A 20,890-nucleotide genomic window follows, 5' to 3' on the forward strand; every position below is an offset into this window, starting at 1 on the left:
GAGAGGACACCCGCCGACGGCCGTGATCCGCTGGACGCGTGCACCTGCTGCCCGACCCCGTCCGCCGGCTCGCCGCCTGGTGTGCCGTGGTGCTGCTCGTCGCCGGGGTGGGGTGGGTCGGGGTGCGGCTGTGCGCGGAGCTGCGCACGGCCGTCATCCCGGTGCTGCTCGCGCTGCTCGGTACCGCGCTGCTCGGGCCGTTGCACCGGCGGCTCGTGCGGGCCGGGGTGCAGCCGTCGGTGGCGGCCGGGCTCACCTGTGTCGCCGTCGTGGCCGTCGTGGGCGGTGCCGTGTACATCGTCGTCGCCGCGCTCATCGACACCGGCGGCGAGATCATCACCTCGCTCCGGGACGCCGCCAAGGCCGTCTCCCGGCACTTCGGGGCCGCCGGTACCAGTCTCGACGACCTCGCCGCCAACTCCCGCGAGCTGCTGGGCAAGTTCGGCGGTACGGCCGCGTCCAACGTCATCAGCGGGGTCAGTGTCGTCGGCGAGAGCATCGCGATGGCCGTGCTGGCGCTGCTGCTCGTCTTCTTCTTCCTGCGCGACTCCCACCGGGCCGTCAAGGGCCTGCGCGCCGTCGCGCCCGGCGGCACCGCCGACACCGTGGAGGCCATCGCCCGGCGCGCCTTCGAGGCGGTCGAGGGCTTCATGCGCGGAACCACCGTCATCGCCCTCATCGACGCCCTCTGCATCACCGTCGGTCTGCTGATCCTCCAGGTGCCCGGCGCCATCGGCCTCGGCGCGCTCGTCTTCGTCGGCGCCTACATCCCGTACCTCGGCGCCTTCATCTCCGGCGCGGTGTCCGTGCTGGTCGCCCTCGCCGACCGGGGTTTCGTCATTGCGCTGTGGGTCCTCGGGGTGGTGCTCGCGGTGCAGGTACTGGAAGGGCACGTGCTGCAGCCGGTCATCCAGAGCCGGACCGTGCAGATGCACCCGGCCGTGGTGCTGCTGGCCATCACCGCCGGCGCCTCCGTCGCGGGCATCCTCGGCATGCTGCTCGCGGTGCCGCTGACCGCGGCCGCCTTCGGGGTCGTACAGGAGCTGAGGACGGGTCACGCGGGGCCGGGAACGTCCGACGCGGCAGCCGGGCCGCCGAACGCGGCTGCGCCGGATCCCCTCGCCAAACCCTCCGACACACCTCCCGACCCGTCCGGCTCGTAGAGCTCGAACCAGATGCTCTTGCCGCTGCCCCGCGGGACCACTCCCCACGCGTCCGCGATGAGCTCGATCAGTATCAGACCGCGGCCGGAGGAGGCCAGCTCGCCGGGGCGGCGCTTGTGGGGCAGGTCGTCGCCCGCGTCGGTGACCTCCACCCGCAGCCGTCGCCCGGCGGCGTCCCCGGTCACCTCGGCGAGCAGCAGCGCGTCGGCGTCGGTGTGCACGAGGACGTTGGTGACCATCTCCGAGACCAGCAGTACCGCCGAGTCGACCTGGTCGGCGGAGAGCCAGTCGTGCAGCAGCTCGCGCAGGTGCTGGCGGGCCTCGGCGATCCGTTCCGGCTCGTCCTGCGCCACCGACAGCAGCGTGCGCCGCACCTTCGGCCGCCCGGTCACGGTGTCGCCGCAACCGCAGCCATCCCCGGGCCGGCACAGCAGCACCAGCGCGATGTCGTCCTCGCGGCGGTCGGCCAGCGGTCCGGTGGTGTGGTGCGAGGACGGCCCGTGCACCGCCTGCACCAGGGCGTCGGCGAGCGTCTCCACATCGCCCTGGTGGTCCTCCAGGACCGTGCGCAGCCGCCGCCAGCCGCTCTCCATGTCGTGCCCGCCGGTCTCGATCAGGCCGTCGGTGCAGAGCATCAGCGTCTCCCCGGGTTCCAGGGCGAACCCGGTCGTCGGATAGTCCGCGTCGGGGTCGACGCCCAGCGGCAGCCCGCCCGCCGTCGGCCGCATCATCACCGTGCCGTCGGCCATCCGGATCGCCGGGTCCGGGTGCCCGGCACGGGCGATCTCCAGCATCCCGGTCGCCGGATCGGCCTCCACGTACACACAGGTCGCGAAGCGGAGGTCGGACAGGTGATCGTCCCGGGAGTCGTCGTGCGTGATGCCGTGCAGGAAGCGGGAGGCACGGGAGAGGACGGCGTCCGGCCGGTGGCCCTCGGAGGCGTAGGCACGCAGGGCGATGCGCAGCTGCCCCATCAACCCCGCCGCGCGGACGTCATGGCCCTGGACGTCCCCGACGACCAGCGCGAAGCGGCCGGAGGGCAGCGGGATCATGTCGTACCAGTCGCCGCCGACCTGCAGTCCGCCACCGGTCGGGATGTAACGGGCGGCCACCCGCATGCCGGGGATCTCCGGGCCCAGCGACGGCAGCATGGAGCGCTGCAGGCCCTCGGTCAGCTCCCGCTCGGACTCCGCGGCACCGGCCCGGGACAGCGCCTGGGCGAGCATCCGGGCCACCGTGGCCAGGACCGCGCGCTCGTCCGGGGTGAACGCCACGGGATAGGTGAAGGCCGCCATCCAGGCACCCATCGGGCGTCCGGCCACCGTCAGCGGCAGAAAGGCCCAGGAATGGCGGCCGAAGGGCCGGACGAGCGGCCAGGTCGCCGGGTAGCGGCTCTCGTACTGCTCCGGTGAGGACAGGTACACCGCGCGTCCGGTGCGCACCACCTCGGCCGCCGGGTAGTCGGCGGCCAGTGGCATGTCGGCGAAGGGCCGGATGCCGTCGGGCTGGTGACCGTGGTGGCCGATGATCGTCAGCCAGTCCCCCTCCACCCCGAACACCACGAACCCGTCCGGGGAGAAGCCCGGCATCGACAGGCCGCCCGCCACCCGCAGCACCTCCGCCGTGGACCGGGCCTCGGCCAGGGCCCTCCCCGCGTCCAGCAGGAACGCCTCGCGGGAGCGCCGCCAGTCCCCGGTGACCGCGTTGCGTGCCGCCGCCGTGCCCGGGACGGGCTCGGTGACCTCCTGCAGCGTGCCGATCAGCTCGTAGGACCTGCGGTCCGGGTCGAAGGACGGCTTCGAACGGCTGCGGACGACCCGTATCACCTGGCCCCGCTCGTCCATGATCCGGATCCGCACCTCGGCGAGCGTGCCCTCGTCGACCGCCAGCGGCACGACACCGGTGATCTCGTTCCAGTCCTCCGGGTGGAGACGGGCGCGGGTCTGGGACTCGGTGAGGGTGGTCGGCTCCGCGGGCAGCCCGAGCAGCCGCGCCGCCTCCGCGTCGACGGTGACCAGTCCGGTGGCCGTGTCCCAGTGCCACAGACCGGTCGCGAGGGCGGCGAGGACGTCACCGACAAACGGCAGGGACTCGCCTGTACGCATTGCCCTACTTTAAGAAGATCCGATCGATACCTGCCACCGTGGGGCGGGCGGGCCGTAATGGTGGGGAGCCGATCACGGGGTGCCCGGTACCCTTGATGGGTCCGGGCCCCAGTGCCCGTTCCCGCCGAGGAGAGCACCTTCGGCAACACCACGAACGAAGGACGATGAACGACGATGCATCGGTACAGGTCCCACACCTGCGGCCAGCTCCGCGCCTCTGACGTCGGCACCGACGTCCGGCTGAGTGGCTGGCTGCACAATCGGCGCGACCTGGGCGGCATCCTCTTCATCGATCTGCGCGACCACTACGGCATCACGCAGTTGGTCGCCCGTCCCGGCACGCCCTCCTACGAGGCCCTGGACAAGATCTCCAAGGAATCCACGGTCCGCGTCGACGGCCGGGTTGTTTCACGTGGAACCGAGAACGTGAACCCGGACCTGCCCACCGGCGAGATCGAGGTCGAGGTCGCCGAGGTCGAGCTGCTCGGCGCGGCCGCCCCGCTGCCCTTCACGATCAACACCGAGGACGGGGTCAACGAGGAGCGGCGCCTGGAGTACCGCTTCCTGGACCTGCGCCGCGAGCGGATGCACCGCAACATCATGCTGCGTACGGCCGTGATCTCGGCCATGCGCCACAAGATGTCGGCGATGGGCTTCAACGAGATGGCGACGCCGATCCTGTCCGCCACCTCCCCCGAGGGCGCCCGCGACTACGTGGTCCCCTCCCGGGTGCACCCGGGCAAGTTCTACGCGCTGCCGCAGGCCCCGCAGCAGTTCAAGCAGCTGCTGATGATCTCCGGCTTCGACCGCTACTTCCAGATCGCGCCCTGCTTCCGCGACGAGGACGCCCGCGCGGACCGTTCGCCGGGCGAGTTCTACCAGCTCGACGTCGAGATGAGCTTCGTCGAGCAGGAGGACGTCTTCCAGCCGATCGAGAAGCTGATGACCGAACTCTTCGAGGAGTTCGGCGGCGGCCGGCACGTCACCTCTCCCTTCCCCCGCATCCCGTTCCGCGAGGCGATGCTGAAGTACGGCTCCGACAAGCCGGACCTGCGCGCCAAGCTGGAGCTGGTGGACATCACCGATGTCTTCGAGGGCTCGGAGTTCAAGGCGTTCGCGGGCAAGCACGTGCGCGCGCTGCCGGTGCCGGATGTCTCCGCCCAGCCCCGAAAGTTCTTCGACCAGCTCGGTGAGTACGCCGTCGAGCAGGGCGCCAAGGGCCTGGCCTGGGTGCGCGTGGCCGAGGACGGCTCGCTGACCGGCCCGATCGCGAAGTTCCTGACCGAGGCGAACGTCGCCGAGCTGACCAAGCGTCTCTCGCTGGCCGCCGGGCACGCCGTCTTCTTCGGCGCGGGCGAGTACGACGAGGTCTCGAAGATCATGGGCGCGGTCCGGGTGGAGGCCGCCAAGCGGGCCGGCCACTTCGAGGACGGCGTCTTCCGGTTCTGCTGGATCGTCGACTTCCCGATGTACGAGAAGGACGAGGAGACCGGCGGGATCGACTTCTCGCACAACCCGTTCTCGATGCCGCAGGGCGGCCTGGAGGCCCTGGAGACCCAGGACCCGCTGGACATCCTCGGCTGGCAGTACGACATCGTCTGCAACGGCGTCGAGCTGTCCTCCGGCGCGATCCGGAACCACGAGCCGGAGATCATGCTCAAGGCCTTCGAGATCGCCGGCTACGACCGTGAGACCGTCGAGGAGAAGTTCGCGGGCATGCTCCGCGCGTTCCGCTTCGGCGCCCCGCCGCACGGTGGCATCGCCCCCGGCGTGGACCGGATCGTGATGCTCCTCGCGGACGAGCCCAACATCCGCGAGACCATCTCCTTCCCGCTCAACGGCAACGCCCAGGACCTGATGATGGGCGCCCCGACCGAGCTGGACGAGTCCCGCCTGCGGGAGCTGCACCTGGACATCCGCAAGCCGCAGCCGAAGTAGGCCGCGAGCGACGCAGAGGGCTCGGAACCGGTGCCGGTTCCGAGCCCTTCCGCTTGCCGTTCGCGCCCCCGGGGTCAGGACAGGGTCTCGTAGCCGCCCCAGCCCGTGGCGATCTTCGCGAGGGCGCCGAAGGTGAGGCTCACTCGTCGGCGTCGGGATCGGGCTCCTCGTCCGGGGAGGCGCCGTCCTCCAGCAGCCGTTCGGCGATGTCGTCGGACCAGTGCTGGGCCCAGGCGCGCAGCGCCGTGATCTGCGGCTCGTCGAGCCCGTAGCGCAGGAACTCCCGGTCGGCGTAGAAGTCCGTGCCGGTCAGCCGGGACTGGAGGGTGGGCAGGTCGAAGGGGTCGTGGGCGTGCCGGCGGCCCAGTTCCTCCAGGCCGGGCAGGGAGAAGTGGGCGGCGGCGGCCCGGGCGTCGATGAGGTCGACGGCGGCGCCCCGGTCGTACAGCGCGCGGATCTTCGTGCCGACGGCGTCCTCGAGGGAGAGGGCCGGGCCGTAATCGGTGAGTTCCGGCGGCTGCCAGAAGGCCTCTTTGTGCAGCGCGAGGGCGCAGGGTTCGCCGCTCGGCGGGTCCGTGACGGTCAACTGCGCGGTGCGTACGCCGACGGGTCCGACGCGCACCTGCCGGCCCCGCGCCTCCAGTGTCGCGCTGACGGCACCGGCGATCCGGTCCATCGCCTCGGAACTCTCCGTGGCGAAGTCGAGGTCGGCGTGCGGGCGCCGCAGCAGTCCGTGCGCCTGAAGGGCGTATCCACCGGCGAGCACCAGCCCGTACGGGCCGCCCGCCGTGACGACGTCCGCGAGGAGCCGCCGGTGAGGTTCGGGGAGGTTCACGACACCCGTACCTTGCCAGAAAAAATCTCCCGTTTCCTGTCACACGGCGGCGCGCAGCGGGTTCAGAGGGGTGTCCGCAGCTCGACCGAGCCGTCACACAGGAGCCCGTCATGCGTATCGCCACCATCGTCGTCACCCTGCTCGCCGCCCTCATGGCCGGGTTCTCCGGGACCGTGCTGCTCATGCGGGTGGAGTGGATCGTGAAGGCACTCGACGACTACTCGGTCCCCCGGGCGTGGTGGACCTGGCTGGGGCTGGCCGAGGCCGCCGGGGCCATCGGACTGCTGGTCGGGCTGTTCGTGCCGGTGATCGGGGTGCTGGCCGGGGCCGGCCTGGTGCTCTACTTCGCCGGGGCCGCCGTCACGGTGGCGCGGGCCCGGTGGTACGCGCACATCCCGTACCCGCTGGTCTACGCCGTCCCGGTGGTCGGGGCGCTCGTGCTCGGTCACGCGGCCTGAGGGAAATCTCCCCGGCCCGGCCGGCAACCTCCCCGCGTGCGGCGGCGGCCACTGCTCACGCCGGAGGCCTGGGCGCACTTCGTGGCGTACACGTCGGACAGCTGAACGGCCCGGGGGGCAGCTCACTCCCGGGCCGCTCGACACACCCGAAGCAGCCTTACGCACCGCTCGTCAGGTCGGGGTGAACAGTAAGTCGGCAGGTACGCGCTCCAGCGGTACGCCCAAGCTCACGTTCAGCAAGTTGAACCGGAGCAGGTCGAGTAGTTCCGGTGAAGCGTCCAGATCGTCGATCATGATCGCGCCGTGGGTCAGGCTTCGGCCCGGTCCGCGGTGTTCCCCGCGTCCTCGGCGAAGAGGTCGTCGACGCTCTTCACGTGGGGCGTCCGGTCCAGCCAGCGGTTGAGGAGGTCGAGGTCGGTGCAGCCCGCGATGCGGCCCCGGGCATCCTTGGGGACGGAGATGCCCCGTGCTTCGAGGAAGCGAAGGATGGCCTTGGCCTCACCCCTGGCTTCGCCCTTGGCCTGGCCTTCCAGGTAGGTCTCCTCCAGCAGGGTGCCCCGGCCGGGGAAGAAGTTGGTGAAACTCATCAGCTTTCTCCATGTCTGTCGGGCCGGAGTGTCCCCCAGGCCGATCTCCAGTAGGCCGCTGAAGTACAGGGCGGTCTGCGGGTCTGTCTCCTGCAGGGCGCCGAACAGGGCCTCCAGTATGGCTGTGGACTCCGGATTCTTGCTATGCGTGATGGCGGAGAACGTCGCCATCGCCAGGTTCCGCGCGGCCGTACGCCGGTCGGTGATCACCGGTACGTTGTCCGGGCTCAGGACCAGGGGATGGGTGCTGTGGGTGGTCCAGCCGCGCACCTCGCAGGTGAACGGCCCGGTCGCCCACCGGGCGGTGGGTCGGTCGGTGCAGGTGACGAGGAGCAGCACCGGAAGGCAGAACTTCTCGTGGAGATACGCCACGTAGTACGACCAGCTCGTCACCTTGCGGTTGTCGCGCCGACCCTGCGTCTCGATGGCGAGCAGGAAGGGGTCCCCGTCGGACGGTTCGACACGCAGGACGGTGTCCACACGTCTCTCCAGAGGCTGAATCTCCGTCACGTCGGCGCTGAGGACCGACACCGACGCCTTCGCGGACATCGGGACGCCGAGGAGGCCGAAGACAGGGGTGAGGAGCTCCGGCCTGTCCTGGAAGATCCGGTGAGATGCCTCGTGGGTGGATGTGACCATGCGGTCAACGTAGGTGGATCAAGAGCCGGGGTGTTCTGCGGAGGGAGTGGTTCACTCGTTCGGGTAACGAGGAAACGTTCACGCCTCCTCGATCGGCGCTCGCGAGCGCGCAGAGGCCCGGAAACGCGGTGTTTCCGGGCCTCTGTTGTTGCGGAGGTGGGTCAGGCGGTCGGCTTCTCCTCCAGGCGGGGGAAGAGGACCGCGCCCTTGGTGACGGTGGAGCCCGCCGGGAGCTTGCCCCACTCGCCGGACTCCTGGACCCGCTGGGCGGCCAGGGCGCCGAGGGAGGCCTCCGCGCCCAGGGAGTCCCAGAGCTTCTGGGAGGTGTCCGGCATGACCGGGTTCAGCAACACGGCCACCGCGCGGAGGGCCTCCGCGGCGGTGTAGAGGATGGTCGCGAGGCGGGCCTGGCCCTCCTCGGAGGTGTCCTTGGCGACCTTCCACGGCTCCTGCTCGGTGAGGTAACCGTTGACCTGCTTGACGAAGTCGAAGACGGCCAGGATGCCGCCCTGGAAGTCCAGCTCGTCGCCGATCTTCCGGTCGGCTTCCGCCACGGCCTTGGCGAGCCCCTCGTGGACTGCCTTCTCCGCCTCGCCGACGGCCGTCGCCTCGGGCAGCGCGCCACCGAAGTACTTGCCGACCATGGCGGCCACGCGGGAGGCGAGGTTGCCGTAGTCGTTGGCCAGCTCGCTCGTGTAGCGGGCGGAGAAGTCCTCCCAGGAGAACGAGCCGTCCTGGCCGAAGGCGATCGCGCGCAGGAAGTACCAGCGGTACGCGTCCACGCCGAAGTGGGTCGTCAGGTCCTGCGGCTTGATGCCGGTCAGGTTCGACTTGGACATCTTCTCGCCGCCGACCATCAGCCAGCCGTTGGCGGCGATCCTGCCGGGCAGCGGGAGCCCCTGCGCCATCAGCATCGCCGGCCAGATCACCGCGTGGAAGCGCAGGATGTCCTTGCCGACCAGGTGGACGTCGGCCGGGAAGGTGGCCTCGAACTTCTCCTGGTTCTCGTTGTAGCCGACCGCCGTGGCGTAGTTCAGCAGCGCGTCGACCCACACGTAGATCACGTGCTTGGCGTCCCAGGGGATCGGAATGCCCCAGTCGAACGTCGAGCGGGAGATGGACAGGTCCTGCAGGCCCTGGCGGACGAAGTTCACGACCTCGTTGCGCGCGGACTCGGGCTGGATGAAGTCCGGGTTGGACTCGTAGTGGGCCAGGAGCTTGTCGGTGTACTCGCTCAGCTTGAAGAAGTAGTTCTCCTCGCTGAGGATCTCCACCGGCTTCTTGTGAATCGGGCACAGCTTCTGACCTGCGAAGTCACCCTCGCCGTCGAGCAGCTCGCCGGGGAGCTTGTACTCCTCGCAGCCGACGCAGTACGGGCCCTCGTAGCCGCCCTTGTAGATCTCGCCCTTGTCGTACAGGTCCTGCACGAACTCCTGGACGCGGTCGGTGTGCCGCTTCTGCGTGGTGCGGATGAAGTCGTCGTTCGCGATCTCCAGATGCTCCCAGAGGGGCTTCCAGGCCTCGGTGACGAGCTTGTCGGCCCACTCCTGAGGGGTGACCCCGTTGGCCTCGGCCGTGCGCATGATCTTCTGACCGTGCTCGTCCGTGCCGGTGAGGTACCACACCTTCTCGCCGCGCTGACGGTGCCAGCGGGTGAGCACGTCGCCTGCGACGGTCGTATAGGCGTGGCCCAGGTGAGGAGCGTCGTTGACGTAGTAGATGGGGGTCGAGACGTAGTACGCCTTCGCCCCCTGCTTCTCGGATCCAGTGGCCGCCATAAGTCGAAATCCTACTGGCCCGCCGAAGATCGACTCACACGTGTTTCGGGGGGTGGACGGGACGTACGGGTGTCCACCCCCCTGACTGGGCGGGCCTACGGGCGCCAGTTCGCCAGTACGCCCTCGTACAGCTCCGTGTCCGTCAGCTCGCGGGGGGTGGGGCCCGCGTGGAAGAAGGACGTGTTGCCGGTCTTCAGCTTGCGGAGGTAGTCGAAGGCCTTGTTGTCGTGCTCACCGAAGGCGACGAAGGAGAAGAAGAGGGCGGGGTGCGACTCGGCTGCCGCCGTGAGGGCCTGGGTGGCGGGGGTCTTCGCGTCCGGGGCGCCGTCGGTCTGGAAGATCACGAGGGCGGGCGGTGCGGTGGCCGGGTCCGGGTGGTGCTTCTCGTAATGGGTGACCACGGCTTCCACGGCGGTGTGGTAGCTGGTACGGCCCATGCGGCCGAGGCCGGCGTGGACGTCGTCGATCTTGGTCTCGTGGTCCGGGGTGAGGGTGAGGTCCGTGGTGCCGTCCACCTCCGTGGAGAAGAAGACGACGTGGACCGTGGACTCCGGGTCCAGGTGGGCGGCGAGGGCGAGGGTCTGGTCGGCGAGGGCCTGCGCGGAACCGTCCTTGTAGTACGGGCGCATGCTCGCCGAGCGGTCGAGCACGAGGTAGAGCTTTGCCCGGGTGCCGGTGAGGTCGGTCTTCTTCAGGGCGGCTGTGGCGGCCTTGTAGGCGGTGGTGAGGGAGGGGGTGCGGGACTTGACCTTGGTGAGGGGGGTGGCGGGCTTGTGCGGGACCGTCGCCTCGGCTTCGCCTTCGGCGTCCGTGTTCCCACCCGCACCACCCGTGCGGGTCTCGTCGTCGGCCGCGGGTGGCCCCTGCGGGGTGTCCTCGCCGTCGGCGGCTTGCGGCTGGGTCGTCGCCTCGGCGGGCTCGTCGGCCGTCGCCGGTTCCGCCTCGGCTTCGCCTTCGGCGTCCGTGTTCCCACCCGCACCACCCGTGCTGCTCTCGTCGTCGGCCGCGGGTGGCCCCTGCGGGGTGTCCTCGCCGTCGGCGGCTTGCGGCTCGGCCGTCGCCTCGGCCGGTACGGCGGACTCGTCGGCCGCCGCCGCCTCGGGCTCCGTTTCCGGCTCTGCCTCTGCCTCTGCCTTCGCCTGGGGTTCTGCCGCAGCCGCCGCTTCAGCCTGAGGCTCCGCCGTAGCCTCCGCCTTGGGCTCGGCTTCAGGCTGGGGCTCCGCCTCCGCCTTGGGTTCTGCCTCTGCCTTCGCTTCAGGCTCCGCCTTGGGCTCCGCCTCCGCCTTGGGCTCTGCCTCTGCCTTCGCTTCAGGGGCGGCCGGGGGCTTCGCCTCTGTCTCGGGCTTTGGCTGTGCCTCGGGCTTCTGCTCGGTCTTCGCTGCGGGCTTCTGCTCCGGCTGGGGGCGTTCCCCGGTCTCCCCCTCAGTCGGCTCCGACGGGTGGGGGACCTTCACGCTGTCGAAGGCCGCTGCCACGAGGTCGTGTTCCACGGGGGCCGCCTGGCGGGGCTCGGGGATCTCGGGGGTGCGGGGCTCGGCGGCCTCGGGAGTCGTGGCGCGGGGCTCGGAGGCGCCGGTGTGCTCCGCGGACGGGGTTTCCGGGGCCCGGGTTTCAGGCGTCCGGGTCTCCGGCGTCCGGGTCTCCGGCGTCCGGGCTTCCGGCGTCCGGGCTTCCGGCGTCCGAGGTTCCGGGGTCCGAGCTTCCGAGGTTCGGGTTTCCGAGGCCCGAGCTTCCCGGGGCCGGGATTCTCCAGTGCCGGATTCCGCTGTGGTGGATTCCGTGGACGGTTCCGGGGTGGAGGACTGCGTGGGGAGTCGGTCCGCACCCTCCGCCTCGGTGGCTCGTGCCTTGCGTGAGCGGCCGAATGCGTTTCGCAGGAGAGTGAGAATGCCCATGTGCGCAACCCTTCGTGAGTTGATGCCCGTTTCAATCCCTGGCCAGGACGGACACGTAAGGTTAGCGAAGCGCTCAGTGGGGGGATGCGATCGACCGGGCCGCCGCCACTTCCTGGCGCAGGGGCTCCAGGACGCTGCCCGCGGGACCGGTGAGGTCCGTGCGCACGGCGAGCAGCGTTTCCGCGTTGCGGACGCCCTCCGCCAGCTCCCGGAGTTGCAGGGTGACCTGGGCGATCTCGGCCGTGGACGGAGGGGCGGCCCCGTGCCGGACACGGACGCGGGCCGCCGTCGTGGCGTCCACGATGCGTTCGACGGCGACGACCAGCGGCCACCAGGCGGCGGCACGCCGACCGGTCGGCGGGGGTTCGGTCAGGGCCCGCTGGAACTCGGTGCGGATGACGGAGAGGTCGCGGTAGAGGCGGCGGCGCATGCGGGCCCGGGCGGCCGGGTCGGCGTCCGTGCCGAACGCCGCTTCCACGTAGGCCGCCGTGTCCGCGACCGCGTCGGCGAGGCGGTCGCCGACGCGGGTGTGCCAGCTCTCCGGCCACAGGAGGTAACCGGCGATCAGGGCGATCGCGCAACCGAGGAGCGAGTCGGTCAGCCTGGGGAGCAGCAGTGCCGTTCCCTGGTGGTTGAGGATGTCGGAGAGCAGGAGGATCACCGGGGTGATGGCTGCCGTCTGGTAGCCGTAGCCCCGCGGGGTCAGCGCGGGGATGAGGGGGGCCAGCACGAGCATGGCCAGGACGTCCCACCAGCCCAGGGGCACCTCCGCGAGAACCACCGCCGCGATCACCAGGCCGGCCACCGTGCCGAGGGCGCGCAGCAGGGCGCGGGAGAAGACCGAGCCGAAGTCGGGCTTGAGGACGAAGGTGATGGTCAGGGCCACCCAGTAGGAGCGCGGTACCGGGATCAGGGAGACGAGGGCCTGGGCGATGCCGATGCAGACCGCCAGGCGCAGGCCGTAGCGCCAGGAGTTGGCGGAGAGGGTCACGCTGCGGGCCGCTCGGGCCGAGCGGATGCCGAGGTCGGCGGGGCGGCCGAGGCGGTCGTCGATGCCCCGCGGGTCCACGTCGGGGGCCGTGACGACCTCGGCCACGTGGCGCAGGGCGTGGTCCACCGCGCGGGCCGTCTCCGTGGTGGGCAGGGGGAGGTCCAGGGCTGCCGGGCCGGTGTGGCCCGTCTCGACAGCCTGCGCGAGTCGGTGGACGGACTCCGGGATCCGCGGGGGGAGGGGACGGCCCGCCAGGTGGGCCGCGGGGGCCGCCTCGACCACCGGGGTGATCGCGTTCAACTGGGCCAGCAGACGGGTCAGTTCGGGGCTGCGGCCGTGGTGGCGGGCGCGCCGGGCCAGGATCAGGTCGTAGGACTGGTTCAGGGACTGGGTGACGGCGCGGCGGGCCTCGTCGTACTCCTCGGTGCGGTCCGTGCCGGAGACGGAGAGGAGGGCCGCGGCCGTGCGGTACGTGGCGGCGACCGCCGCGCGTTCGGGGACCTTCGAGCGCAACGGCCAGGCCAGCAGGGCGAGCAGGAGGACGAGGAGGCCGCCGCCGGTCATCAGGGCCGGGGCCACCCACCAGGGGGACGGGAGCGGGAGGCCCGCGCCCACCACGCAGTTCAGGAGCAGGAGCAGGCCCGAGACCGACGCCACGGCGCCGATCGTCGAGATCATGCCGGACAGCAACGCGACCCCGGTGACCGCGGCGACCGCGTACCAGCCGTGCCCGTACACCAGCGCGCCCAGCGTCACGCCGACCGCGCCGAACAGCTGCGGGACCGCGATGTTGAGGATGCGCATGCGGTAGGCGTCCGCGGTGTCGCCGATGACGCCGGACAGGGCGCCCATGGAGGCGAGCGCACCGTAGGCCGGGCGGCCGGCCGCGAGGCCGATCGCCAGCGGGAGGGTCATGGCGACGGCGGCGCGGGCGACGGCGGCCCAGTTGACGGGTGCCTGCTGGGGTTGGAGGTTCCGGACCAGCCAGTCGGGAGGGGTGAGGCCGATGGGGAACTCTCGGGACATGCGCCCATTATGGGGCTTCGGTGCGGTCGGTCCGGTGGCGTGGGGGTGGCCGGTTCGGCTCATTCGCGCTGGTGGAGCGCGAGATCGACGACGAGGGCGCGATGGTCGGTGCCCGTCAGGCGCAGGAAGTGGGCGCCGGTCGCGGTGAAGTCCGGTGAGACCAGGACATGGTCGATCTGGGCGCCGATGACGGAGGCGGTGCGCGAGGGCCAGCTGGGGGCGCGGTCGTGGCCGGCGAGGCGGGCCGCGTCGGTCAGGCCGGTGTCCAGGATGCGGCGGAAGGCCGCGTGGTCCTGGGAGGCGTTGAAGTCGCCCGCGAGGACGGTGGGGGTGTCCTCGCCGGACGCCGCGAAGACCCGGAGCCTGCCGAGTTCGCGGCGCCACGGGCCGAGCCGGCCCGGCAGCGGGGGCATGGGGTGGGCGAGCTGGAGGCGTACGGCGTGGCCGCGCACGTCGGCGACGGCGCCGGGCATGCCCATGGTGCCGGCGACGCCCTCGGCCGGCTCGAGCGGGAAGCGGCTGAGGATCAGGGAGCCGTGGGAGCCGGCCGCGCGTACCGCCTGCCGGTGGGGGTAGGTGTCCGCGAAGTCGGCTTCCAGGGTGGACTGGCAGGTGTACTCGCACTCCTCCACGAACACCACGTCCGGATGCCGGTCGCGGATGACCGGCACCAGGGCGGGGGTGCCGCGCCCGAACTCGACGTTCGAGGTGAGCACGCGGACGGCGGCGAGGGGCGGACCACCGGGCTCGCTGATGGTGCCGTACGGCTCGAGGTACCAGGCGAGCAGGCCCAGGACGGCGACGCCCCACACCAGGCCCGTCCACCACCGGGCCAGCGGTGCGCAGAGCAGGGCGAAGCCGGTCGGCAGGAGCAGCCAGGGCAGGAAGGCGAGGAGTTGGGGTACGGGGGTGATGCCGTCGGTGTCGGCCACCCGGCAGCCGACAACCACGCTCACGCCGGCCAGCGGCAGTCCGGCACACCAGGTGCCGAGCCTGCGTCCGCGGCGTTGGGTCACGGGAGCGAGCCTACGATCACCCGTCCAGCCGCGCCAGGAATCCGGCCAGCGCCCGGTTGAACTCCTCCGGCCGCTCCAGGTTGGGCAGGTGGGCGGCGCCCTCGATGACGTGCAGCCGGGAGTCGGGCAGGGCCGCGTGCATCGCCTCGGCGCCGGAGACGGGTGTGTAGGTGTCGTCGGCGCCGACCACGACCAGGGTGGGCACCCGCACCCTGGTCAACAGGTCCCGGTAGTCGGGGCGTTCGGCCCGGCCGCGCAGGGCGGCCGCGGCGCCCTCGGGGGAGGTGGCCGTCATCATGCGGTGGACGTGGGCCTTGACGTCGGGGCGCGCGTAGGGGGCGACCATCTTGTCCAGTACCTCGTCGGCGTAGCCCCGCATGCCTTCGGCGAGCAGCCGGTCGGCCGTCGCTTTGCGGCCCCGCCTGCCCTCGGGGGTCTCCGCGTCCGGGAAGGTGTCGGCGAGGACCAGGCCGCGGAACCGGTCGCCGAAGCGGTCGTAGCACTCCATGGCGATCTGGCCGCCCATGGACAGGCCGGCGAGGACGAAGGCGTCCACCTCCAGGAATTCCAGCAGGCCGGCGATGTCCTGGGCGTGCCGGGAGAGCGGGACCGTGCCGGGGGTCACCGGGGAGGCGCCGTAGCCGCGCAGGTCGGGGACGATCACCCGGCGGCCGGCGGAGAACTCCGTCAGCTGGGGGTCCCACATCGTGCGGTCGAAGGGGTGGCCGTGGACGAGGACGAGGGGAACCCGGGTCGACATGCCGGGGCCTTTGTCCTCGTATGCGAGGAAGGGAGGCATGTGATCGACCCTAGGCGGGCCAACTCCTCGGTGCAATAAAATCTTTGCCCTCGGTGCAATCGTGGGCACCGGCAGGGACAGGGGGACAGGTGGACGACTACCGGCGCATCGCCGACCGGATCGCCGACGACATCAGCGGCGGACGACTACGGCCGGGCCAACGGCTGCCGCCGCAGCGGGCGTTCGCCCGACGGCACGGGATCGCGCCCTCGACGGCCGGGCGGGTGTACACCGAACTCGTCCGCCGGGGGCTGGTGGTGGGCGAGGTCGGGCGCGGCACGTTCGTGCGGGCCACCGAGCCGGACGGGCAGCCGGGGCACGCCCTGGCCGAGGCGGCCGGTGCCGCAGCCGTGAACCTGGAACTCAACTACCCCAGCGCCGAAGGCCAGTCGGAGCTGCTGGCCCTGGCCCTCGCGCCGCTGCTGCGGCCGGACGCGCTGGGGCAGGCGCTGCGGCCGGCCGCGGCCGCCGGCACCCCGGCCGCCCGGGAGGCGGTGGCCTCCCTGCTGGCCCAGGGGGGTCTGCGGTCCGGCGCCGCGCGGGTCCTGTTCACCGGCAACGCCCGGCAGGCGATCGCCGCCACCCTGGCTTCGCTGGTGCGGCCCGGTGGCCGGGTGGGCGTGGAGCCGCTGACGTATCCGCTGGTCAAGGAGATCGCCGGCCGCCTGGGCAGCGTCCTGGTCCCGATCGCGACGGACGAGGAGGGGCCGCTGCCCGAATCCGTCACCGCCGCCCACCGCACCGCCCCCCTGTCCGCCCTCTACCTCCAGCCGACCCTGCACAACCCCACGTCGCGGACGACGAGCGCCGGGCGGCTCGCGCACCTGGCCGATACCGTCCACAGGCTGGGGATACCGGTGGTCGAGGACCGGATCTGGTCCTTTCTGCACCCGGGCGGCACACCCCCGCTGGCCGCGCTCGCGCCGGGGCTCGTCCACCTCGTCGACGGGCTGTCCAAGAGGGTCGCGCCGGGGCTGACGGTCGGCTTCGCCGTCGTACCGGAGGGGCGTACCGAGGCGGTGGCGCGGGCCATCCGGTCCGGCGGGTGGAGCGCGGGCGCCTTCGCGCTGGAGGCGGCCGTGCGGTGGATCGTGGACGGAACGGTGGACCGGCTGGTGACGGCCAAGCGGCAGGACGCGCGGCACCGGCAGCGGCTGGTCGCCGAGGAGCTGGCCGGGTTCGCCGTACGGTCCCACCCGGCGGCCTACTTCGCCTGGTGGGAGCTGCCCGCGCCGTGGCGGGCGGACACCTTCACGGCCGCCGCGCGGGCGCACGGGATCGCGGTCACGCCGGGCACCGCCTTCTCGGTCGGCGCCGGTCGCGCGCCGGACGCGGTCAGGCTTGGGCTCGCGTCGGCGCCTGAGCCGGAGCTGAAGCGGGCGCTGGCGACTCTCGCCGGCGTCGCGCGGGGCGGGCCAGCCGCAGATGCCGGGTGAGCCAGGCGGTGAGGGCGACGGCGAGGCCGAGGCCGAGCAGCAGCCAGGCTGCCGTGCGCAGGGTGCCGGTGAGGGCGTCGTAGACGGCGCCCACGGCCGGGCGGGGCACGTCGGCGGGCAGGTCGGCGAGGGTCAGACCGCGGCCGATGGTGAGGGCCAGGACGAGCAGGGCGCCGCCGAGAGCCGTACCCAGCCCGGTCGCGGCGACGGCCCGGCGGCGGTGGACGGCCAGACCGATGCCGGCGACGGCGAAGACGACCGCCGTCACCGGCAGCCAGAAACCGGCGACCTCGAGCACGTTGAACCCCTTTCGCAGGGCGACCAGCTCGCCCGCCGGCAGCACGGCGACCGCGGTGTGCTCCACCGGGATGCGCTGCGCGAGCGGCACATGGTCGAGGGTGAGCTGGCGCTTGACCTGGGCGGTGACGGGGGCGAAGTCGACGGTGACGTCGCGCTCGTCGTCCTCGCGCAGCGCGCGCAGGACCGCGTCGTGCGTGACCCGGTTGCCGGTGTCCCAGGCCAGCCGGAACGCCTCGGTATGGGTGAAGGACCGCACCGCGTCGTGCACGAACGGACGGACGGAACCGCGCAGCGGGCGCACGTCCAGATGCTGGTCCACCGCGCGCATGATCCCGTCACCGACCGTGTCCGCGACGGCCTCCCGCACGTCCGGGTCGGCGGCGAGCGGGGCCATCGTGGTGACGTACCGGCCCGTGTCGGCGAGCCCGTACGCCGCCCAGGCCGCCAGCGCGCCGAACGGCACGAGCAGGCAGGACAGGATGATCAGTACGGCCGACAGGGCGCTCCTGAGGCGTGGAAACACGCTTCCAGGCAAGGGCTCCGGGGGCCGTGGCGCGAGCGGGAGGACTGCATCCGGGCGGAAATCCGGGCCGAACGGGTGGCATCCGGCGCCGCCCCGCGTGGGGGCCGGGTAGTCCACCCCTCCGGTGGAGGGTTCCCCCGGACGGGTGTTTCCTGGTGCTGGGGAGGCTGGTGGGGAGGGAGCACAGGGGAGTGCGTGGGCCCCCGGCCGGAGTCCGGCCGGGGGCCCACGCGCGTGCGGCGCGTTCAGCGGATGCGGTGCCCCGCCGGGTCCTCGTGCGTGTAGTAGCGGTAGAACAGCACCACGAAAGTGGGCACGGCGACCGCGAGACCCAGGCCCATGGACGCCACCACCGCGTGACCGCGGCCGCTCAGGCTGTACAGGAAACCCACCGCGATGCCCGTGAAGGCCGCCCACAGCACCGCGCGCACCTCGCGCTTCTGACGCACCGCGAACGACTCCAGGCCCCGGTACACGGCGAAGAACACGATGCCGGTCACCACACCGAACAGCAGGTTCCAGCCGGTGATGGGACCTCCGTTGCGCGTGTTCGCGGCGGCCCAGTACCCGTAGACCAGACCGAGCACCACGGGCAGCGCCCACCTGGCCATCGCGTGGGTCCGGGCGTCGAACACGTCGGGCGGACGGGCGCGCACATCGGTCGCCCGGGCCTCCGCCGCGGGCGTGCGGCCGGGTCGGGGCGTGCCGCCGGGCGCGGGTGCCGCTTGAGCCATGACAGCTCTCCTCTCTCCTCGCCCCCGCTCTCCAGCGCACACCTGGGAGCAGGGCCCGGCAAGTCGGCCAGGAGGGTGACGGATGCGGATGCGTGCCGTTCCCTCCCGTGTTTCCCTGGAGAACGCCGGAGAACATGAAGGGCTGCCCGCCGTGACGGAGATGGAGTACGCGCGGCGGCGCCGGCTGCTGCGGGTACACGGCCGGAGCGTCGCCTGGGTGGTGCCCCTGCTGCTGCTCGTCGGCATCGCGCTCGTCGACTTCAGCACTCCCGAGCGCTTCCGGATCATCTCCTGGATCGTCCTGGTCCCGGGCATCGCCGCCGCGATCTGCGGGGTGTGGACGACGGCCGCCTTCAGCCTGCTGTCGGTGGTGACGTACGTCGCAGTCGACAGCGCCTGGCCCGAGCAGTACAAGGCCGGCTTCGCCGACTTCGTCCTGGTGGCCGTAGGTGGTCTGCTGGCCGTGCTGGCCGCCGTCGTGCGGGTGCGCCGGGAACGGCAGACGCTGCACATCCGGGACATCGCCGAGACCACCCGCCGTACCGTGCTGCGCCCGCTGCCGCCGCGCTGGGCCGGCCTGGAACACGCGGGGGTCTATCTGGCCGCCGACGTCGACGCCCGGGTCGGCGGCGACTTCTACGACATCCAGCCCGGCCCGCACGGCACCCGCGTCCTCGTCGGCGATGTGCAGGGCAAGGGCCTCGGCGCGGTGGAGGCCGCCGCCGCGCTGCTCGGCACCTTCCGCGAGGCCGGGTACCACGAGCCGGACCTCGCGACCGTCGCCGAACGCCTGGAGACCCGGATGCTCCGGCACCGATCCCACAGAATCGCGCTCGGCCGGGACGACGGTGACCGCTTCGCCACCGCCGTGCTGATCGGCTTCCCCGAGGACGCCACGGACACGATCGAGATCGTCAACTTCGGCCACGAACCCCCGCTCGCCGTCGGCCCGCACGGGGCCCGCGAGCTGCCCAGCGGCGACGGGCTCCCGCTCGGCCTCGCCGAACTGGCGGGCGGCCTGCCGTCCGTGCACCGCGTGCCGCTCGCCGCCGACGAGACCCTGCTGCTGGTCACCGACGGGGTGACCGAGGCCCGCGACGAGCCCGGCGCCTTCTATCCACTGGCCCGCGAGGTCGACCGCGCGGTCATCGCCGACCCGAGCCGCGCCGATCCCCGGCGGCTGGTCCGCCGGGTCCGCGACGGCGTGTTGCGGCACAGCGGCGGCCGGCTGGGGGACGACACCACGGTGTTCGCCGTGCGCCGGCCGCGGGAGGCGGGCGAAGCCCCCGAACGGGGACGTTTGCAGACCTGAGGCGCGGGTTTGCAGCAGCAGCGGCTACGGTGCTGGCTGGAGAGCGGATCTACAGAGCCCACGGATCCACCGGGCCCACGGTTACAGGGTCTACGGATCCACAGGGTCTACGGATCCACAGGGTCTACAGGGGGAGGACCGATGCCCGGAACCGTGCTGCTGATCGCGGCCTCGCCGCTGGGCCGTGGGCGCCTGGTGGACGCGGCCGGTGTGCTGCCGGTGCTGGCCGCCGTCGCCCCGGCCGTGCTGTCCGGCACCGACACGGCCAACGTGGTGGAGCTGGCCGACCCGCTGGAGCCGCAGGCCGTCCTCACCCGGCTGCGCGCCGCCGCGGCCGCTCCCGGCCCGCTGACCGTGTATCTCACCGGCCAGCTCCACCTGGACCGCCGCCAGCGGCAGCCGCATCTGGCGCTGGCCCGCACCACCGCGGCCACCGTCCGCTACACCGCGCTGCCCTGGCAGTGGATCCGCGAGGAGCTGCGGTTGCGTTCCGCCGCGCAGACCGCGCTCGTGGTCGACCTGCACGCGGACGCGGAGGCCTGGCGGTACGCCGCCGAACGCGGGCTCGACCCCGGCCCCACCACCGCCGTTTACGGTCGCATCGCCCCCGCGCGGCCGGCCGGCCGGCGGGGCCTGGCCGAGCCGTCGTACATGAAGGCGGTGGCGACGCTGCTGCGGAGCGGACACCGGCCGCCGTTGGAGGTGGTGCACCAGCAGGTGCTGGCCCGGATCGCGAAGGAAGCCACGGGAAACCTGCTGCTGGCCAGCCCCGGCGGCTTCGCCCCCGGACCCACGGCCGTCGATCCGCACGCCGCCATCAGCGCCGCCGTGCAGGCCGGGCGGCACGGCGAGGCCGACACGATCGCCGCCCGGTACGAGCTGGCCGCCGTACAGGCGCACGGACCCGCCTCCGAGGACGCCCTGCACTGGACGGAGGTCCGGGCGGATCTCGCGATGTTCGCGGGGGACGCGGTGCGCAGCTGCCGGGCCTGGCTGGGGCTCGCCGGGGTGCGGCTGGCCGCGGGGCAGGCCGTGGACGCGCCCGCCGTGGAGGCGGCCGTGGACCGCGCCCACCACCAGTGGGGCCGCATCGAGGACACGGCGCGGGCCCGTGAACTGGGGCCCGCCCTCGCGGAGTTGAGACTCAGGGTGCCGGGGCGCCACAGCGGCGCGCTGGAGAACGTCCAGCGGCAGCTGCGGCAGCTCCAGGCCCAGTAGGCCGCACCGGGTGAAGGCGAAGTACTTCCAGGCCCACTAGTGCCGCGGCAGGCAACGTTCGCCCCGTCGCGGCGCCCGGCACGCACTCTCGCCGCACCGGCCGAAAGCCCAAGTACATCCAGTACGAGGACTTCCGG

General features: G+C 72.3%; 17 protein-coding genes. 6 read left to right on the forward strand and 11 right to left on the reverse strand.

Annotation, left to right across the window (positions count from 1 at the left end):
* Nucleotides 1–38 precede the first annotated feature (38 nt).
* Nucleotides 39–1,163, forward strand: a complete 1,125-nt coding sequence (locus AC07C1_RS10735) for an AI-2E family transporter (protein WP_478938326.1) — start codon at nucleotides 39–41, stop codon at nucleotides 1,161–1,163.
* Here AC07C1_RS10735 and AC07C1_RS10740 read toward each other — a convergent pair.
* Nucleotides 1,055–3,268: a SpoIIE family protein phosphatase gene (locus tag AC07C1_RS10740; RefSeq protein WP_478938327.1), complete on the reverse strand. Its 2,214-nt coding sequence runs from the start codon at nucleotides 3,266–3,268 to the stop codon at nucleotides 1,055–1,057. The two genes, AC07C1_RS10735 and AC07C1_RS10740, sit on opposite strands and share 109 nt — an antisense overlap.
* A gap of 174 nt (nucleotides 3,269–3,442) precedes the next feature.
* On the opposite strand from AC07C1_RS10740, the gene aspS reads away from it, so the two are divergent.
* Nucleotides 3,443–5,206, forward strand: coding sequence for an aspartate--tRNA ligase (gene aspS, locus AC07C1_RS10745; protein ID WP_478938329.1), 1,764 nt, complete (start codon nucleotides 3,443–3,445; stop codon nucleotides 5,204–5,206).
* Between the two features lie 139 nt (nucleotides 5,207–5,345).
* Here the strand turns inward: aspS and AC07C1_RS10750 are convergent, their stop codons facing one another.
* On the reverse strand, nucleotides 5,346–6,041 hold the full coding sequence (locus AC07C1_RS10750) for a nucleotidyl transferase AbiEii/AbiGii toxin family protein (RefSeq protein ID WP_478938330.1): 696 nt from the start codon (nucleotides 6,039–6,041) through the stop codon (nucleotides 5,346–5,348).
* 110 nt (nucleotides 6,042–6,151) lie between these two features.
* On the opposite strand from AC07C1_RS10750, the gene AC07C1_RS10755 reads away from it, so the two are divergent.
* Nucleotides 6,152–6,499, forward strand: a complete 348-nt coding sequence (locus tag AC07C1_RS10755) for a DoxX family protein (RefSeq protein WP_478938332.1) — start codon at nucleotides 6,152–6,154, stop codon at nucleotides 6,497–6,499.
* A 171-nt stretch (nucleotides 6,500–6,670) separates the two neighbouring features.
* On the opposite strand, the gene AC07C1_RS10760 is transcribed toward AC07C1_RS10755, so the two are convergent.
* The 7 genes from AC07C1_RS10760 to AC07C1_RS10790 all read right to left on the reverse strand — a co-directional run bounded on the left by AC07C1_RS10760 (nucleotide 6,671) and on the right by AC07C1_RS10790 (nucleotide 15,230).
* The gene (locus AC07C1_RS10760) at nucleotides 6,671–6,793 is read right to left on the reverse strand and encodes a hypothetical protein (RefSeq protein WP_478938334.1); all 123 of its coding nucleotides are present in this window, start codon (nucleotides 6,791–6,793) and stop codon (nucleotides 6,671–6,673) included.
* A 14-nt stretch (nucleotides 6,794–6,807) separates the two neighbouring features.
* The gene (locus AC07C1_RS10765; RefSeq protein ID WP_478938336.1) at nucleotides 6,808–7,725 is read right to left on the reverse strand and encodes a hypothetical protein; all 918 of its coding nucleotides are present in this window, start codon (nucleotides 7,723–7,725) and stop codon (nucleotides 6,808–6,810) included.
* Between the two features lie 161 nt (nucleotides 7,726–7,886).
* The gene (gene metG, locus AC07C1_RS10770) at nucleotides 7,887–9,503 is read right to left on the reverse strand and encodes a methionine--tRNA ligase (RefSeq protein WP_478938338.1); all 1,617 of its coding nucleotides are present in this window, start codon (nucleotides 9,501–9,503) and stop codon (nucleotides 7,887–7,889) included.
* 95 nt (nucleotides 9,504–9,598) lie between these two features.
* The gene (locus AC07C1_RS10775; protein WP_478938340.1) at nucleotides 9,599–10,993 is read right to left on the reverse strand and encodes a VWA domain-containing protein; all 1,395 of its coding nucleotides are present in this window, start codon (nucleotides 10,991–10,993) and stop codon (nucleotides 9,599–9,601) included.
* 478 nt (nucleotides 10,994–11,471) lie between these two features.
* The gene (locus AC07C1_RS10780) at nucleotides 11,472–13,415 is read right to left on the reverse strand and encodes an FUSC family protein (protein WP_478938341.1); all 1,944 of its coding nucleotides are present in this window, start codon (nucleotides 13,413–13,415) and stop codon (nucleotides 11,472–11,474) included.
* Nucleotides 13,416–13,474: 59 nt separating this feature from the next.
* On the reverse strand, nucleotides 13,475–14,431 hold the full coding sequence (locus AC07C1_RS10785) for an endonuclease/exonuclease/phosphatase family protein (protein WP_478938343.1): 957 nt from the start codon (nucleotides 14,429–14,431) through the stop codon (nucleotides 13,475–13,477).
* A 16-nt stretch (nucleotides 14,432–14,447) separates the two neighbouring features.
* Nucleotides 14,448–15,230, reverse strand: coding sequence for an alpha/beta fold hydrolase (locus AC07C1_RS10790; protein WP_478938345.1), 783 nt, complete (start codon nucleotides 15,228–15,230; stop codon nucleotides 14,448–14,450).
* A gap of 89 nt (nucleotides 15,231–15,319) precedes the next feature.
* Between AC07C1_RS10790 and AC07C1_RS10795 the strand changes: the two genes are divergently transcribed.
* Nucleotides 15,320–16,666 (forward strand): aminotransferase-like domain-containing protein, encoded by a 1,347-nt coding sequence (locus AC07C1_RS10795; protein ID WP_478938347.1) that lies wholly within the window; start codon nucleotides 15,320–15,322, stop codon nucleotides 16,664–16,666.
* Here the strand turns inward: AC07C1_RS10795 and AC07C1_RS10800 are convergent.
* Together AC07C1_RS10800 and AC07C1_RS10805 are read right to left on the reverse strand one after the other, a co-directional pair.
* The gene (locus AC07C1_RS10800; RefSeq protein ID WP_478938348.1) at nucleotides 16,566–17,489 is read right to left on the reverse strand and encodes a hypothetical protein; all 924 of its coding nucleotides are present in this window, start codon (nucleotides 17,487–17,489) and stop codon (nucleotides 16,566–16,568) included. The two genes, AC07C1_RS10795 and AC07C1_RS10800, sit on opposite strands and share 101 nt — an antisense overlap.
* A 245-nt stretch (nucleotides 17,490–17,734) precedes the next feature.
* Nucleotides 17,735–18,223 carry a hypothetical protein gene (locus AC07C1_RS10805; RefSeq protein ID WP_478938350.1) on the reverse strand — a complete coding sequence of 163 codons (489 nt, stop codon included), beginning with the start codon at nucleotides 18,221–18,223 and terminating at the stop codon, nucleotides 17,735–17,737.
* 160 nt (nucleotides 18,224–18,383) lie between these two features.
* Here AC07C1_RS10805 and AC07C1_RS10810 point away from each other — a divergent pair, with 160 nt between their 5' ends.
* Nucleotides 18,384–19,535, forward strand: a complete 1,152-nt coding sequence (locus tag AC07C1_RS10810; protein WP_478938419.1) for a PP2C family protein-serine/threonine phosphatase — start codon at nucleotides 18,384–18,386, stop codon at nucleotides 19,533–19,535.
* Between the two features lie 141 nt (nucleotides 19,536–19,676).
* Nucleotides 19,677–20,753, forward strand: a complete 1,077-nt coding sequence (locus AC07C1_RS10815) for a hypothetical protein (protein WP_478938352.1) — start codon at nucleotides 19,677–19,679, stop codon at nucleotides 20,751–20,753.
* Nucleotides 20,754–20,890: the final 137 nt, after the last annotated feature.

Source organism: Streptomyces sp. NPDC045022, from assembly GCF_056432605.1.